Source organism: Planctomycetaceae bacterium (assembly GCA_021371795.1).
Taxonomy (GTDB): Bacteria; Planctomycetota; Phycisphaerae; order Sedimentisphaerales; family UBA12454; genus UBA12454.
In genome coordinates, this window is the sequence record JAJFVK010000026.1 from 24,652 (window position 1) to 41,653 (window position 17,002).

The 17,002-nt window shown below is 45.2% G+C and carries 16 protein-coding genes; 14 read left to right on the forward strand and 2 right to left on the reverse strand.

The window, feature by feature from the left end; all coding sequences use genetic code 11:
• Positions 1–84 precede the first annotated feature (84 nt).
• The 6 genes from LLF92_12450 to LLF92_12475 all read left to right on the forward strand — a co-directional run bounded on the left by LLF92_12450 (position 85) and on the right by LLF92_12475 (position 3,956).
• Positions 85–672 (forward strand): MarC family protein, encoded by a 588-nt coding sequence (locus LLF92_12450; protein ID MCE5341914.1) that lies wholly within the window; start codon positions 85–87, stop codon positions 670–672.
• Between the two features lie 60 nt (positions 673–732).
• Complete coding sequence (locus tag LLF92_12455) at positions 733–1,635, forward strand: hypothetical protein (protein MCE5341915.1); 903 nt, start codon at positions 733–735, stop codon at positions 1,633–1,635.
• Between the two features lie 45 nt (positions 1,636–1,680).
• Positions 1,681–2,001, forward strand: a complete 321-nt coding sequence (locus LLF92_12460) for a small basic protein (protein MCE5341916.1) — start codon at positions 1,681–1,683, stop codon at positions 1,999–2,001.
• Between the two features lie 80 nt (positions 2,002–2,081).
• Positions 2,082–3,191: an aminotransferase class I/II-fold pyridoxal phosphate-dependent enzyme gene (locus tag LLF92_12465; GenBank protein ID MCE5341917.1), complete on the forward strand. Its 1,110-nt coding sequence runs from the start codon at positions 2,082–2,084 to the stop codon at positions 3,189–3,191.
• A 46-nt stretch (positions 3,192–3,237) separates the two neighbouring features.
• Entirely contained in the window at positions 3,238–3,558 is a 321-nt protein-coding gene (locus LLF92_12470; GenBank protein MCE5341918.1) for a nucleotidyltransferase domain-containing protein, read from the forward strand.
• Positions 3,555–3,956 (forward strand): HEPN domain-containing protein, encoded by a 402-nt coding sequence (locus tag LLF92_12475; GenBank protein MCE5341919.1) that lies wholly within the window; start codon positions 3,555–3,557, stop codon positions 3,954–3,956. The genes LLF92_12470 and LLF92_12475 overlap by 4 nt, the downstream gene beginning before the upstream one ends.
• Positions 3,957–3,963: 7 nt before the next feature.
• On the opposite strand, the gene LLF92_12480 is transcribed toward LLF92_12475, so the two are convergent.
• Positions 3,964–6,204, reverse strand: a complete 2,241-nt coding sequence (locus tag LLF92_12480; GenBank protein MCE5341920.1) for an alpha-N-acetylglucosaminidase — start codon at positions 6,202–6,204, stop codon at positions 3,964–3,966.
• Between the two features lie 156 nt (positions 6,205–6,360).
• On the opposite strand from LLF92_12480, the gene LLF92_12485 reads away from it, so the two are divergent.
• Genes LLF92_12485 through LLF92_12500 form a run of 4 tightly spaced genes read left to right on the forward strand, consistent with a single transcriptional unit; the run spans position 6,361 to position 10,182 of the window.
• Positions 6,361–7,908 (forward strand): hypothetical protein, encoded by a 1,548-nt coding sequence (locus LLF92_12485; GenBank protein ID MCE5341921.1) that lies wholly within the window; start codon positions 6,361–6,363, stop codon positions 7,906–7,908.
• Positions 7,909–7,919: 11 nt separating this feature from the next.
• Positions 7,920–8,408 (forward strand): hypothetical protein, encoded by a 489-nt coding sequence (locus LLF92_12490; protein ID MCE5341922.1) that lies wholly within the window; start codon positions 7,920–7,922, stop codon positions 8,406–8,408.
• Positions 8,409–8,460: 52 nt separating this feature from the next.
• Positions 8,461–9,495 (forward strand): flotillin-like protein FloA, encoded by a 1,035-nt coding sequence (gene floA, locus LLF92_12495; GenBank protein ID MCE5341923.1) that lies wholly within the window; start codon positions 8,461–8,463, stop codon positions 9,493–9,495.
• 33 nt (positions 9,496–9,528) lie between these two features.
• Positions 9,529–10,182, forward strand: a complete 654-nt coding sequence (locus tag LLF92_12500; GenBank protein ID MCE5341924.1) for a hypothetical protein — start codon at positions 9,529–9,531, stop codon at positions 10,180–10,182.
• Between the two features lie 232 nt (positions 10,183–10,414).
• On the opposite strand, the gene LLF92_12505 is transcribed toward LLF92_12500, so the two are convergent.
• Positions 10,415–11,872, reverse strand: a complete 1,458-nt coding sequence (locus LLF92_12505; protein MCE5341925.1) for a DegQ family serine endoprotease — start codon at positions 11,870–11,872, stop codon at positions 10,415–10,417.
• A 184-nt stretch (positions 11,873–12,056) separates the two neighbouring features.
• Here LLF92_12505 and LLF92_12510 point away from each other — a divergent pair, with 184 nt between their 5' ends.
• From LLF92_12510 to LLF92_12525, 4 genes are all read left to right on the forward strand, one after another.
• Complete coding sequence (locus tag LLF92_12510; protein ID MCE5341926.1) at positions 12,057–12,851, forward strand: RNA pseudouridine synthase; 795 nt, start codon at positions 12,057–12,059, stop codon at positions 12,849–12,851.
• 63 nt (positions 12,852–12,914) lie between these two features.
• Complete coding sequence (locus LLF92_12515; protein ID MCE5341927.1) at positions 12,915–14,231, forward strand: homoserine dehydrogenase; 1,317 nt, start codon at positions 12,915–12,917, stop codon at positions 14,229–14,231.
• Positions 14,228–15,412 (forward strand): cofactor-independent phosphoglycerate mutase, encoded by a 1,185-nt coding sequence (locus tag LLF92_12520; GenBank protein ID MCE5341928.1) that lies wholly within the window; start codon positions 14,228–14,230, stop codon positions 15,410–15,412. Before LLF92_12515 ends, LLF92_12520 begins: the two co-directional genes overlap by 4 nt.
• Before the next feature lie 25 nt (positions 15,413–15,437).
• Entirely contained in the window at positions 15,438–16,691 is a 1,254-nt protein-coding gene (locus LLF92_12525; protein ID MCE5341929.1) for an aspartate kinase, read from the forward strand.
• Positions 16,692–17,002 lie beyond the last annotated feature (311 nt).

Here is a 17,002-nt window from a genome sequence, read left to right on the forward strand (position 1 = left end):
TCTGCAAGTTCCCTTATTATGGTGCCATTATGCTTTTCGTTACTTATTTGAGATTATGTATTATTTTACAATTCAGGAATTAAAATGGTGAATTTATTTATAAATACCCTAATTAAAATGTTCTTTCTGCTAACACCATTTTTCGTAATGTCGATGGTGTTATCGATGACACGGACACTATCGGCACATGCCCGCAGAACTATAGTCATACGCACAATTCTGGCAATATTGGTTATAGCTTTCATACTGTTTTATTTCGGGAATATCATATTCAAGCTCCTCGGTATCACTCTCCAGTCATTTCAAATTGGAGCAGGCGCCCTGCTGTTTCTGTCTGCGGTATCGCTTGTTCAAACCCATCAACCGCCGGCCGCATCTGAAGCGGAAGACATATCCGTTGTGCCTCTGGCCATACCGCTTACAATCGGGCCGGGAACAATTGGAACATTGCTTGTTATGGGTACGGAAATCAGCGGTACTGCAAAAATTGTCGCCAGTTCAGCTTTATTCTGTGCCATTATGCTCGTAGGTTTTATCCTTTTGGGGGCATCACAACTGGAAAAAATTCTCGGCTCAAAAGGAATTTCAGTTCTTACGAAACTGACAGGTCTGGTACTTTCAGCACTGGCGGCACAAATCGTATTCACAGGGATAAATACCTTCGGCCGTTAAACTTCAACACGCAAACACAACCAATCTTATCCTTATATCTCAAAATAAGGTATTGGATTATTGAATTTTCCTATTGAAAGATGGACAAAAATAGGTTATCTTTCGCTGTTTATGGCAAGAAATCCCAGACAAGCTGCGCTTTACGAAGTTATAAACAGGAACAGGTTTAAGGATGCACAGCAAAAGGCACTGGATCGAATCGGAGTAAAACCGACCGTTCAGCCGCCCGCGCAAGTCGTTGAACAACAAAAGGTTGCGGAAGAACCTGTGAAAATTGAACCTGTTGAAATCAAGCCTGTTCAGCTTGAGCCTGTAGTAACTGAAGCCGTTAAAGAAGTTGCTAAAGAACCTGTTAAAGCGGAAACTATAACAAAACCCGCCAGACAAGAAGCCGTTTGGACCGGCAGACAGAAGCCTGTGCGGATATATCCCGACAGGATTGAGTTATGTCTTTCGTGGCAGATAGCGGGATTGAGTGTATTGGCTTTAGCGGCGATTTTTTTGGTCTTTTTCAGATTGGGCCGGATGAGTACATCTGCCAAACCTGAAGAAAAGCAGCCGCCGGCGGCAATCAGGCTTGACGATATTAAGCCGACGGTTCCGGTGGTGGTTAATACCGCCCCTGCCGTTGCTGAAGCGAAAACGCCAAAATTAGTCGAGCCGATGGGCGATAACGCGATTGTGATTGCAAGCTATAATGTGCAGTCGCATCTGGAGCCGGTTAAAGCGTATTTTGCTCAATATGGAATAGCGACCGAAATTATTAAATCGGACCAGAACCGCAGTTATCTTTTGGTAACGCAGAATCGCTATGACAGTATCAACAAAGCCGGCACTGATGGCTATGAAATGAAAAAGAAAATTATGTCCGTTGGTGCGAATTATAAATCGCCGCCAGGTTCGGGACTTGAGTCTTTTGGCCCCAAGCCGTTCCAGGACGTATACGGAATGAAAGTTAAATAGATTTAATATTTAAAATTTGATATTTAATATTTTAAAGGAAAGAAAATGTCAATTGATCGTTCACTGAAACTTAAGGGTGCTTTAGTAAGGCATCGCAATGTTCTTACACGTGCAGAAAGACTTAAACGTCTGAAAGAAGAAGAAAGATGGGAAGAAGGCAAAAGCGTGTTTGGCCTCACGAAAGTAGCGAATAGAAAAATGGCTGTGAAGAAGAAAGAGCCCAAGGGCGCAGCAGCAGCCGCTGAAGCAGCACCAGCGGCAGGCGCAGCACCGGCAGCAGCAGGTAAAGCAGGCGCACCAGCAGCTAAAGGCGCAGCTCCGGCAGGTAAAGCGGCTCCGGCAGCCAAACCGGCAGGCAAAAAATAATCTAAAATTTCAGATTTGAGATTTTTAACTATAACCAATAACCAAAATGATTATTGGTTATTTTTTGTACGGACATTTTTATGAAAAATTATCTCGCAGACAGAACCAGACTTATTGACGCCAGCGGTATAAGAAAAGTTTTCAATCTTGCCGCGACAATGAAAGACCCTATCAATTTTTCGATTGGCCAGCCGGACTTCGATGTGCCCGAAGCGCTCAAGGAAGTTGCTATCGACGCCATCCGACACGGCAAAAACAAATACACACAAACGGCCGGCGACCCTGCCCTGTGCGATAAAGTCGCGACATCGGTAACAAAAGACACCGGCTGGAAAGACCCCGCTATTCTTTTCGCAAGCGGCGTCAGCGGAGGATTGCTTCTGGCGATTATGGCTCTTATCAATCCCGGCGATGAGGTCATTATCCCCGACCCATATTTCGTGATGTACAAACATCTGGTTCACCTGCTCGGCGGAAAATGCGTATTCATTGACACATATCCGGATTTCAAACTGCATCCGGAAAAAATCGCGGACAAAATCTCCGACAAAACCAAACTTATTATTATCAACTCGCCAAACAATCCGACAGGCGCAGTTTACAGTGCCGAAGAACTCAAAGCATTTGCGGAAATAGCTGCAAAAAGAGATACGCTTGTTCTGTCGGACGAAATTTACGACAGATTCTGCTACGACGGCAAATACACCAGTATGGCTTCGATTTATCCGAACACCATTCTTATGAAAGGCTTCAGCAAGAGCTATGCGATGACCGGCTGGCGGCTTGCGTATGTCGCGACTCCTTCGCATTTGAAACCGATAATCGAGGAGATGACAAAGATTCAGCAATACACTTTCGTCTGCGCACCATCGCCATTCCAGCAGGCAGCAATTGCCGCTCTGGACTATGATATCAGCGATTTAATCGGCGGCTACAAAACCAAACGCGATATCTATTATAAAGGTATGAAAGACAAATTCGAGCTGGTCAAACCGGCAGGCGCATTTTACTCTTTCGTAAAAGCGCCCGGCGGAAACAGCACGGCATTTGTCGAAAAGGCAATCAAGAACAACGTTCTGATTATTCCCGGCAACGTATTCAGCCAAAAAGACACACATTTCAGGCTGTGCTTCACGACCACCAACGACAAATTAATAAGAGGCACGGAAATTTTAAGCAAACTGGTTTAATGCTATTATCGTTGATTATGATAAATTTTGAGATATAATCATTATTATGGTCAGTTTCGATAAATCAGTTCTGAATAAATGCAAAACAGCGGTACAAAAAATAGTACCGGACGCTGATATTATATTATTTGGTTCTCGTGCAAGAGGTCAGGCTGAAGAATTATCCGATTATGACCTTTTGATTCTTGTGAACCAAAAATCAGACGTATCCCTGAACGAAAGAATTCTCGACGAAATTTACCCAATCGAACTCGACACCGATGCAATGATAAGTTTCGTTGTTCAAAGCAGAGATATATGGAATAGTCCCCTGTCGCGAGCAACACCATTCCATAAAAACATAGACAGAGAAGGAATTGCCGTTTGACAAAAGAACTGAAAGAACTGGCAAAATACAGACTCGAAAGAGCGTTCCAGACTCTTGAGGAAGCCGAATTGCTGTTCAATTCAGGTTACACAAACACCTATGTCAATAGATTATATTATGCTTGTTTTTATGCTGTTTCCGCAGTACTGATTTGTCATGAAAAATCCACGAGCAAACACAGCCATTTGAGAGCCATTCTGCACAAAGATTACATTAAAACAGGACTGTTATCGAAAGAGGCAGGCAAACACTTTGACCTTTTGTTTCAAAGCCGGCAAACTGGCGATTATGTTGACAATGCCGTTTTCAACCCGGAAGAAGTCAAAGACTGGCTTGACAAAACAAGACAATTTGTCAGCCAAATACAAAAATACCTCTCTGGAAATTCCAGCATTTAAATCCTCATTATTGTTTTTGCGTATTATTCGCATCCGGACAATTGTTAATTCTGTCGGCATATTTGTCGTACATCTTTTTGGCAATCACAAAACTATCGCCTGAAGGTTTGTCGGCAAAATGATTGTTCGCCTGTGTCCAGTTCCATTCGAAATCTGCTATCCTTTCGGCGAATTTCTTCTCATCTAATTTTTTGCCTGCCTGCATTGCGGTTCTGACTTCGGTTATGAGCAGGTTCCATCGACCGTAATAATAATCGCCTAACAAACCGGCCCAATGACGATTTGCATAATCGTTCAGCAGACGCCCTTTTTGACCCCATGTCGTTAAAATATTTCTTGCGTTTTGCTCATAATATTTCTGCTCTGATTTATTTTTGCCAAAACTTTTGGCATCTGCAATCCATGCCCCCAGAAGCATTTCAGGTCTGGTCGCGGCTATCGAATCGACATCCCTTATAATACCCAAAAATTCGTTGGCCTTTTGCTCAAACAGTTCTTTTTCGCCCGCTTCATACGCGGCGGTCATTGCGTCCCTGACACAAAACGCATAATTGCCCATAGCCTGACAGACAACACTGACAAGGTCGTGCCTGTAACTGTCTCGGCCGGTTTCAGACGTTTCCAGCATTAACTGCCAGACTTTCAGCAAATCCTTATTGTCATAATATATTTTCGCGTTTGTAAACGGACCTCCGTACCCTTTCAAAACCGGACGCGCGGGCAGTATGGTACTGGCGTGTGAAGTACTATAAGAGACATAAACCTTGTCCTTGAAGATTTGCCATGCCTGCTGCAATTTTGCGTCAGTTTCTCCGCAACGTCTGTCGGCAAATTTAGTTATCCATGTATTCGTATCCGGCGGCGTCGCGTGCCAGGGTCTTTCCAAAACAAAATCCCACATCACCACATTTGGATTAAGCGCCTCGAGCGTCGAGCCAACACCTTTGATATTTGCAGCGTTTGCATCAGTAAAAACATTTGCCATCCATCGGCTGACCTCGTCGACATTGCCGACAATCGAAGTTGAACCGCCGAAATTGCCGAGATAGCACCAGATATAGGGCTGACCATAGAAAGCATTTGTCGTTTTCCAGAGTTCCTGATTTTCGCAGTAATAATCCAGCAGAATCATTTTATCCTGCGGCACGGCTTTAACCATCGCTTCGATGCGCGGCGGCGTCCAGTCTTTACGCTGGTAATAGAACAGCCAGGCCATTTGCACCCACGTCGCATCTTTGTCAACCTGTGTCATTGAACTGTAAATAGTTTTCGCGACAGAAGCCAGATACTCCGGCTCCCAGCTTGGCGGAACCATTTCATTAAACGGGTCTGCACCGTAAAAATGGTCGGTGCCGAACGCTTTGGTCTGCTCTTCGAGATAAACTTTTTGTATCTTCGTAAAAAGCGGTTCCGTCTGGTCAAGGAAATAAGTATTATATTCTTCACTAAATTCGCACCACGGAGCTAACTTTGTGATTTTCACCTGTGGATTTAATTCTTTCAGCGCAGCCGGTACATGGCCTGCAAACGCGGTTAACAAAGGTTTCATCCCAAGCTGGCGTTGACGTTTCAATATCTTTTTCTGAAGTTCAAACTGCCTGTCGATATAACTTTGCGGCAGCGGCCCGCCCCATTTATCGATATTGGCCATTTGATGCCACGGTAAATGCGCAGGCCCTGTGAAATAACTTCTGATCTGCTCGTCAGTCAGCCCGAATTGTTTCCAGACTCTCTGCCAAATAGCTTCCTGACCCGTAACAGCCAGCGGCATATTAACGCCATTCAGTGCCATCCAGTCAATCAGCCGTTCCCATTTCTCCCAGCCCCACCACGGCATCGTGTAGCCAAAAGTGCAATAATTGAGGAAAAACCTGTACTCGCAATTACAGTTCTGGCGAACTTTTTCCGGCACTTTCGGCATACTGTCCGGCACCTGCACAGGACTTGGGGCGTACCATGAAACTGATGTGTTGCAGTAATATTTGAGGAACCAGTTTAAACCGACAGCCTGCGACAAGACGTTGTTGCCGCGGATAATCAATTTATCGTCCACGCTTTGCAGTTCAAACACGTCTTTGCCGCTGTCAGCAGCAATCGTCTCGAACTTTATCGCGTTTTTCCATTGGGGTACTAAACGTTGCACCAAATCATAAACGGCTGAATTGCTGTCTGATTGTGAAGATGCCAAAGAATTGCCTATGAAAACAAAAGATAAAGCAAATAAAAAGATTGCCAGCTTCCTGTTCATTTAAGTCCACCTTTTTCCAGAGGTTACAAATCATATATCCATTTAACAGCACCGTGAGACTGTTAGTTTAATTAAATTAAATCTGCTGTCAATTCATTAAAAAAACAATGTGGATTTTTCTTGTACCGTCAGCTAATACAAGTTAAAATTGCTCCAATGCGAACAAAATTACTTTTCATTTTGTTGTGTGTGGTTTTTATCACCTCTATTATCAAGGCGGACTTGGATACTGTTTCGCTGTTTGACCCGAATCTTGCATCCGATTCAAATCAGGTAAAAGCAGCAATTATCACCTGCACGGGTCTTATCGATGACGGTCTTTATTCATCAATTAAACGCAGGGCAAACTCCGCTGTCGAAATGGGCGCGAACTATATTATCCTCGAAATCGAAACCTACGGCGGACTAGTCAAGAGCGCCGACGATATTTCAAAATTCCTCATTCTCGAACTATCCAAAAAAGCACGAACCGTCGCTTATGTCAATACCGAGGCAATTAGCGCAGGCGCGATGATTAGCGTTTCCTGCCAGGACATAATTATGCGTGGCAACACGACTATCGGCGATTGTGCACCGATTCAAATGGGCGGCGAAGGTATGCCCGATGTCGAACGCGAAAAGACCGAGAGTTTTGTTCGCGCGGTTTTCGAGCGGGCTGCGCAGGCGAATAATTATCCCGAACCGCTGCTCGAAGCGATGGTCAGCAGACATATTAAAGTCTGGCGTGTAAAAAATCTCGAAACAGGCAATTATGAATTTTTCAAAGATGAAAATCTGCCGAAAAACATCAATGTTTATGATATAAACAAAAAGGAACTCATCGACAGCGAGCAGGAGATTCTCACGCTCACCGCGCGAAAGGCTCTTGAATACGGCGTTGCGAGGGCGATTGTAAAAGATGCCAACGAGGCTTTGGCGTTTCTGGCCGAACGCGACAGCGTAAAATTTACCGAGCCGATGATTCGTCTTGAGCCGAACTGGTCGGAGCAGCTTGTAAGAATGTTAAATCATCCATCTTTCAGCGCGATTTTGCTTATGGTCGGAATGCTGGCGGTTTATATGGAGTTGAAATCTCCGGGCGTTGGTCTGCCGGGACTGCTTGCGATTGTTTGCTTTGCGATTATTTTCGGCAGCAGATTTCTGACCGGTATGGCGACGTGGTGGGAAGTCGCTGTTTTCGCGGTCGGCCTTATTCTGCTGGCGATTGAAATTTTCATCCTGCCCGGCTTCGGCGTCGCGGGCGTACTTGGCATTTTGTTTATGCTCGTCAGCATTTTCGCTATTCTCGTGCCGAACAGACCGGACGAACTGCCCTGGCCGAAACCTGATTTGAATAATTCGCAATGGAATTTGCTCTCAAGCGGCGCGGGCGGATTTATGCTCGGCTTTTTTGGTTTCGCGGTCGTGGCATACATTTTATCAAAATTTCTGCCAAAGACCATTTTTTTGAAAAATCTGGTACTTGCTCCCGCGCAGCCCGGCGTTAAAATGAAAGCGGAAGTAACGACACTGCCGGAAAAAGAAACCAATCTCGAAATCGGAATGACAGGTGTTGCGATTACGATACTCCGCCCTGCCGGCAAAGCAAAATTCGACGATGCAATGGCCGATGTTGTCGCCGAAGGCGATTATATACAAAAAGATAAACCTGTTAAGATTGTTCAGATTCAGGGCAGCAAAATAGTTGTCCGGGAAATTATATAAAAGGATTTTAAATGATTTGGTGGATAGTAATAGCTTTAATACTCATCATCATTTGCGGAATACTGTTCGCGGTAGAGTTTTTTATTCCGAGTTTTGGCTTGATATTTATGTTGGCGGTCTGCTTTTTGGCCGGCGGTATTTCAATCTTCTTTAAAATAAGTACAAACGCAGGCTGGCTCGGCGTGGTTGTATCGGCGATTCTCGTACCGGCGGTGTTTTTTATCTTTTATAAAATTCTGCCGCATACAAGCGCAGGAAAATCGTTGATGCTCGATGCGCCGAAAGGCAAAAAGACCGGCGAAGGTATTCCCGATTCCGAGCAGTTGCAACACCTGTTAGGCCAAAACGCGACGGCTGCAAGTCCGCTGCGGCCGGTAGGAATGTGTGAATTCGATGGGAAAAGGTTTGAATGTGTCGCTGAAAGCGGATATGTTGAGAAAGGCAAAAACGTAAAAGTTATAAAAGTTGAAGGAACACAACTTACAGTAAGAGAAGTATAAAAAAATTAATTTTGATATTTGATATTTAATTTTCTTAGGAAGGGATTTTAGAATGAATATTTTAAGTTATGCTTTATTGGCAGGAGGAGTGCCCATCAGCCTAAAAGGCCTGGGCTTTATTGTTCTTCTTGTATTTGCTTTTATCTTTCTTTTGATAATACTGGCTTATGGCAAATTGTGGCTGCAGGCCAAATTATCAGGTGCACCGGTTTCGTTCGGCGAGCTTGTCGGTATGACGCTTCGTAAAGTCGATTCACGAACAATCGTACAAAGCAGAATCACCGCGGTTCAGGCAGGCCTTGATTTGAGTCAGAGGGACCTTGAAAGCCATTATCTTGCCGGCGGAAGAGTGCCAAATGTTGTGCGGGCTTTAATCGCCGCTGACAGGGCAAATTTAAATTTAACTTTCAAGATCGCAACAGCAATCGACCTTGCCGGCCGAGATATTCTCGACGCGGTTCAGACTTCGGTTAATCCGAAAGTTATCGATTGCCCAGACCCTGCAAAAGGCCGCGAAACAGTTGACGCGGTTTCACAGGATGGCATTCAGTTAAAAGCGAAAGCGAGAGTAACGGTTCGTACGAATCTTCAGCGGCTTATCGGCGGTGCAACCGAGCCGACAATTATCGCTCGTGTCGGCGAAGGCATCGTTACAACTATCGGCAGCGCAATCTCCCACAAAAGCGTACTCGAAAATCCTGACAATATTTCAAAGCAGGTTCTGGCAAAAAGTCTCGATGCCGGAACAGCGTTTGAAATTCTCTCGATTGATATCGCGGACATCGACGTCGGCGAAAACATCGGTGCAAAACTGCAGGCCGCACAGGCGGAAGCAGACCTTGCGAGAGCACGCGCAGAAGCCGAAAAACGCAGAGCTATGGCTGTCGCACGCGAACAGGAAATGAGGGCGCTGGTTCAGGAAAACCGTGCAAAGGTTGTTCTGGCAGAGGCTGAAGTTCCGCTGGCAATGGCCGAAGCGTTCAGAAAAGGCAACCTCGGCATTATGGATTATTACAAAATGAAAAATATCGTGGCCGATACCTCGATGAGAGAAAACATTGCAAAGCCGCAGAAGAAAGAAGAATAACTTAAATAGTTGTTAGTTGGTAGTCGTTAGTTTATGAATATTGAAATACAATATGTTCTTGCAAAAAGTGAAGGCTGGGAACAGCTTATCATACTGGCGGTAATATTCGGCTTTGCCATCCTGAAGAAAGTCTTTTCAGCGATAAAAGATTATTCAGAGCAACATAGCGATTCTTCGGACGATTCAACGGCGTATGAAGAACTGCCGAAACATAAACCTGCTTATCATGCAACTCATACCTATGATAAAAACGCGTTCAAAACCATTGAGCAGATAAGGGATGAGAGAGCGGCCGCAATCAGGGCAAGGTACGGCATTCCTGAACCAGGTCGTCCCAAGCCGCAGATTCCTATGGCAGATGAACCGCCGCCGCTGGAAGAAGAACCGATTCGCGAGCACATGTTCGAGCCGCCGCCTGTTCGCATAGAGCCGCCGGCATACATTCCGCAAAAGCCAAAGAAAATGCACGTTGCTGCCCCGCCGCGTCAGCCGGAATATGTTCAGCCGGCTTATGTCATGTCGGCAGCAATGCAGTCTGTTCCGCAGGCAAAAAAACACAAGCATACAGAACACGCCGCCGAAGTACAAAGAGAGACGCTGATTAGTTTATCTTCGCCGCAGGATTTGCGAACCGCGATTTTGTATCAGGAAATTCTCGGCAAGCCGCTGGCATTGAGAGAAAATTAATCAAGAATTTTCCCAGACACAGGATAGCTGCAACCAAAAATAAGTTGTCGTAGGCAGCGGTAACGGTAACGTTGCGTTCTCGGTTGTGGGTTTGGTGTTTCGTTGACATAACACGAACACCAAATAACGACAACAAAACCTTACCGATACCCCTACCCAAACCTATAAAAAAAATATCTCGTGAAGCGATTTTCGAGATACACTTCACGAGATACGAGATACTTTAGTTTATTTACTCATCAAGTTTCACTACGATATATCTGGAAACATCACCCTGACGAACATAGAACAGGAGTGAATTTCCGCCTTTCTTGACAGCCGCCCAAAACTCGTCAACGTCTTTAACTTTCTGGCGATTGACTTCGATAATTAACGTGCCTGCCACAATTTGCGATTCTTCAGCAGGCGAACCTTCTCCAACTTCGGTAACGATAACGCCTGTTTCGCCTTTATAGTCAAATTTTTGAGCAAGCTCGTCTGTAAGATTCTGAACCGTTATGCCAAGTTTTTCAGAGGCCTCCTGTGCTTCTTCTTTTGCGATTTCTTTGCCCGGCCGTGCCGCAAGTTCAATCGTAAATTCTTTTTCTTTGCCGTCTCTGATCACAGCTAATTTTAATTTTGTTCCCGGTGCAAGTTTTGCCACTTCATTTCTGAAACCGTCCCAGGTTTCAATTTCCCTGCCGTCTTTTTTGATAATGATATCGCCCTTTTGCAGTTCGGCTTTTTCAGCAGGACTGTCTTTTACCAGACTATCAACGAGAACGCCTTTCTTTACATCTTTTGCGCCAAGCAGCTCCGCCATTTCAGGCGTTACATCTTTGCCGAAAATTCCGATGTAGCCTCGTGTAACTTTTCCATCTTTGGCAATCTGCTCGTAAACATATTTGGCGATATTGATTGGCACAGCAAAACCGATTCCCATATATCCGCCGCTTGAGCTGTATATCGCGGAGTTTATGCCGACAACTTTTCCATCGATATTAATCAGCGGGCCGCCTGAATTGCCGAAGTTAATGGCGGCGTCAGTCTGAATAAAATCCTGAAACTGAACATCTGGCAGACCAAGATTCGTCCTGCCCTTGGCTGAAACAATGCCTGACGTTACGGTATGGCTCAAACCAAAAGGATTGCCGATTGCCAGCACCCACTGGCCGACACGAAGTTTATCTGAATCGCCAAGTTCGGCAAAAGGCAGGTCTTTAGCGTCAACTTTAATAACCGCAATATCTGTTTCAGGGTCTGTGCCTACAACTTTTGCTTTCAGTTCTCTATCATCTGAAAGTTTTACTGTAATTGTATTGGCGTCTTTTACAACGTGATTATTGGTAAGAATATAACCGTCGGCAGAGATGATAAAACCAGAACCCTGTCCCCTGCGAACCTGCTTGCGCTCTTTCGGCTGCTGTTGTTGCGGCTGCTGACGCTGACGCATCTGCGGTCCGAAAAATCTCTGGAAAAACTCATCATCTTCGAATGGATTAAAATATTGAAGCTTTTGTGTGTATGTCTGCTCTGTACTAATGAACACAACGGCCGGACTGACCTTTTCCGCTATGTCGGCAAATGCTTCGCCGGTATTACGCAAAGTTTCAATATCCGCTTTTTTGTCAGGAGCCGCCTGACATAATGGCGACAAAATAGAAATGGTTAAAATTGATAGAAACACCAATAAAGTCTTTTCACGTTTCATCCAGTTAGTCCTTTCAAAAATACTCATACTCTAAAAATATATAACAAGAATCAGATACGTAATTCAAAAACAATTGTTCAGTCATTAGTTATAATCGTATTTTTCCCCAATAGTTCTATACCTGTTTTTACCCTAAAAGGAGAATTTAGCATAAATATTTACTTACCAACGACTTGCATTTTAAATGAAATATGATATATATTTAGGGATGGAAATAATATATCAGGACAACGACATATTGGCGATTGATAAGCCCGCCGGCGTAAGCGTTACCCACGACCGCGGCGGAAACGACAGCATTATAGAATTGATTCAGCGAAAGCCCGGCTTTGAAGACACGCTTGTCGTCCACCGGCTCGACAAAGACACCAGCGGAATAATGGTACTGGCAAGAAACGCTGATTCGCATCGGCGTTACTGTCAGCTTTTCGAAGAATCCCAAGTCAGAAAAATTTATCTGGCACTGGTAACCGGCATACCTGATGGAACCACCGGCGAAATTGACGCCCCGCTTATGCAGGACAAAAAAGACGTACTAAAAATGTCGGTTGATATGAAAAAAGGCAAAGAATCGCAGACCCGCTGGCAGCTTTTGGCTGATTTTGGCAGAGTATCCCTCGTCGCCGCCCGCCCGCTGACAGGCAGAACGCATCAGATTCGCGTGCATTTTCAATACGCAGGTTTCCCATTAGCCATTGACCCGTTATACAGCGGCAATGAGCCGATTATGCTTTCGAGTTTCAAATCTAAATACAAGCTCGGCAAATTCGCCGAGGAAAAACCGCTAATCGAAAGATTAACGCTTTGCGCGTATGAGCTGGAGATAGAAAACCATCACTTTATCGCGCCGGTAGAGAAAAAACTCAAGGCAACGATAAAAATGCTCAAAAAATATAGCTCAAAGAAAAATTCCTCATTCCTGAACGAGGAGCATTTCGAGCAGATTCTGGCCTCAAAGCCCTTGACACTCGATATTTGATTTTGCTTGATTATCGGGCATTTTTTTGATAACCTTTTATCCCAACATAACTTGAGAGACTTTATGGCTGATAAAACAATAAAAATTGGATTAATAGGATTTGGAACCGTCGGCAGCGGAGTCGCAAAGATTCTGCTTGAAGATTCCGATTACATCAAAGCAAGAACCGGCATCAAACTTGAGCTTGCCAAAATCGTCGACGTGGACACCACAAAAGAACGCCCTGTCAAACTTCCTGCAGGAATTCTGACAAGCGACATAAACAGCATACTCAACGATAAAGAGATTCAAATCGCTATTGAGCTTGTAGGCGGAACAAAAATCGCAAAAGACATTCAGTTAAAAATGCTCGCCGCCGGCAAAGATGTCATTACCGCAAACAAAGCGCTGCTGGCAGAACACGGCAGCGAACTTTACACAGCCGCTCACAAAGCCGACAAGTGCATCGCATTCGAAGCGAGCTGCGCAGGCGGAATCCCGATTATCTCCGCGATACGAACCGGCCTTGCCGCAAACAGAATCAAAGCTATTTATGGCATCGTGAATGGAACGTGCAATTATATCCTCACGAATATGACGAACAAGAACGAAACCTTCCGCGCCGCTCTCAAACAGGCGCAGGAAAAAGGTTACGCCGAGGCAGACCCGACGCTCGACATCAGCGGCGGAGATTCAGCGCACAAACTTGCGATTCTTTCGTCAATCAGTTTCGGCAGCGAGATTTTGCCGGAAGATATTTTCGTCGAAGGCATTGAAAACGTCGATATCGCAGATATTCGCTATGGCAAGGAAATGGGCTATACGCTCAAACTGCTGGCTATCGGCCAAAGAACACCAGAAGGCAAAATTTCTCTGCGGGTTCATCCGTCGTTCATTTCGTCGGAAAGCGCGCTTGCACGTGTTGACGGCCCGTTCAACGCTGTCAGTATTTTCGGCCACGCAGTCGGCCAGACGATGTTCTATGGCCGCGGAGCCGGAATGATGCCGACCGCCTCGGCGATTGTCGCCGACATTATCGAAGTGGCGATGGGCAACTCCAAAAAACTTTTCGAGCATCTTACGCTTGAGCCGAGAGATAAAAATACAATCGCAAACATCAACGAACTGATGAGCAGGTTTTATATCAGGCTTCGCGTTTCAGATAAGCCCGGCGTTTTCGCGCAAATTACGTCTATTCTTGCAAAGCGCGAAATAAGCCTTTCGGGCGTACTCCAGCACGAAGAGCAGCATTCGAACAACGTTGTTTCTGCGATTATAATTACGCATCAGACACAGCAGAAAAAAGTTACCGCCGCTTTGGCTGATTTCAAAGAACTTGAAATAGTTAAAAGCGAACCGGTCTGCATAAGGATTGTAGATATTCCACAGGATAGTGAATGAAGTATGTATTGATAATACCAGATGGCGCAGCAGATGAACCGATAGAACAATTCGGCGGCAAAACCGTTTTCGAAGCGGCCGACATTCCCAACATCGACAACATCAGCAAGACAGGCAAATTGGGACTTGTCCAGACAGTTCCCGAAAAAATGCCGCCCGGAAGTGACGTCGCTATGATGAGCCTGCTCGGCTACGACCCGAACAGATATTACACCGGCAGAGCGCCGCTCGAAGCCGTCGCGATGAACATTCAGCTTGAGCCGACCGATTGGGTCTTCAGGTGCAATCTCGTCACAATCGCCGATAACAAAATGGCTGACCACAGCGCAGGACATATTTCGAGCCCCGAAGGCGCAAGAATTATCGAAGACATGAACAAAGCCCTCGGCAGTGATAAAATAAAATTTTACCCCGGCGTAAGCTACCGTCATCTTTGCGTAATCAAGGGAATGGATTTTGACGTTTACACAGAACCGCCGCACGACATCATCGGCCAGTCTGCGGAGAAAAATCTGCCTCGCGGCAAAAACGCGGAGATACTGACCGAGTTGATGGCGAAGTCGAAAGAGATTTTGGCCGAACATGAAATAAATAAAATTCGCAAAGACCTCGGCGAAAATCAGGTCAGTTCTATTTGGCTCTGGGGTCAGGGCAAAAAAGCTTCGATGGATAGTTTCCAGAGCCGATTCGGTTTAAGAGGCACAACGATTACTGCCGTTGACCTCGTCCGCGGCATTTCGAAGCTGATTGGTTTTGATTTGGTTAAGGTTGAAGGCGCAACAGGTTTCGCGGATACGAATTACAACGGCAAAGCACAGGCGGCGATTGACGCGTTGGAAAAATATGATTTCGTATTTATACATATCGAAGGCCCGGACGAAGCCGGCCACGCGGGAAATGCGGAGCTGAAAAAATTAGCTGTCGAGCGTATTGACAAGTATGTAGTCGCTCCGGTATATAATGCCCTGCAAAAATACGATAGCTGGCGGATGCTGGTTATGCCAGACCATCCGACGCCCTGCAAAGGTCAGGCGCATACTGGCGGGCCGGTGCCTTTTGCGATGGCAGGAACTGGCGTAAGACCCCTGCTCAGCAAACCGTTTACAGAGAATTTTGCAGCCCAGTCGGGTTTGAAAATAGAAAAAGGTTATGAATTGATGGAATACTTTTTAAAGAGCTAATACAACTTTAGGAACATAATATTTTATGGCTAAGAAAAAAGAACTTGTAGTACAGAAATTCGGCGGCACTTCGGTCGCCAACGCAGAACGCATAAAAAAAGCTGCGCAAAGGGCTATCAATGAAGTCAAACAGGGCAGAAACGTCATTATGGTCGCTTCCGCCCGCGGCAAGCAGACCGACGAGCTGATTAGGGATGCGATGGAAGTAAATCCAAATCCGCCAAAGCGTGAGATGGATCAGCTTTTGAGCACAGGCGAGCAGCAGACAGTTTCGCTGATTGCAATGGCTATCGAAGCGATGGGACAAAAAGCTATTAGTTTCACCGGCGCGCAGATTCGTATGCTCACAGACAGCGTACATACAAAGGCCAGAATTAAAAGTATCGATACAAAACGACTGAAGAAAGCTCTCGATGAAGGCAATGTTGTTATAGTTGCCGGCTTTCAGGGCATTGACGAAAACGAAGACGTCACAACACTCGGCCGAGGCGGTTCAGACACAAGCGCTGTCGCGCTGGCAGCGGCGATGAAGGCTGATATATGCGATATTTATACTGACGTTGACGGCGTTTACACCACAGACCCGCGAATCTTCAAAGAAGCGGTAAAGCTCGAGCAGATCAGCTACGATGAAGTTCTCGAAATGGCAAGCCTCGGCGCAGGCGTTATGCACGGCAGGTCGATTGAATTCGGCAAAAAATATAATGTAATCATACATGTCAGAAGCAGTATGTCAGATAAAAAAGGTACTTTAATTACTCATGAGGTCCCGCAAATGGAAGGAATACTTGTATCCGGAGCGACGATTGAAAAGAATCTCGCTAAAGTCAGCTTAATCGGCGTCAACAACAAACCAGGCAACGCGGCAAAGGTTTTCGCGCATCTTGCGTCAGCGAAAGTCTGCGTAAACGATATTATTCAGACCGAAGTCAGCAAGCAGAAGGCGAACATTTCATTCACAGTCAGCAAGAATGATTTCAGCGACGCTAAAAAGGCCGTTGAGGGAATCAAAGAGAAAGTCGGCTGCGAAGGCGTTTTCTTTCGCGATGATATCGCTGAAGTTTCAATTATCGGCGTCGGTATGCGAACACATTACGGCGTTGCAAATATGATGTTCAGCACGCTTGCGAAAGAAAAAATTAATATCGATTCGATTACCACAAGCGAAATCAGAATAAGCTGCCTCGTTGACAAAGTTCAGGGCGACAATGCTCTGATTGCCGTTTGCAAAGCGTTCGAACTCGATAAACCCGTCGATAAACGCAGTTACGTAAAATAAAAAAATAGGCACAAAGACACTAATAAAATGAATATTGAATATTGTAGATTGTCGCAGACCACCGAGTCTTTAGGATTTTTGCTCCTTGAACGCAAAAATCAGAGGGGGAAGATTATTGTAAATATCACGCCGAAGGCGTTCCTTAAATCTTCATTCTTCAATCTTAAATCTTAAGGCCACCTCTAAAAATCGCATTTTAGAGGCATAATTTTCAGTTAAACTTTTTTAGGTAAATTTTTGAAACTTTTATCACAAAATTACGGTTTTTTCTGTCAAAATAATGGCACTTTACTTCTGCACCGCTCGGCAAA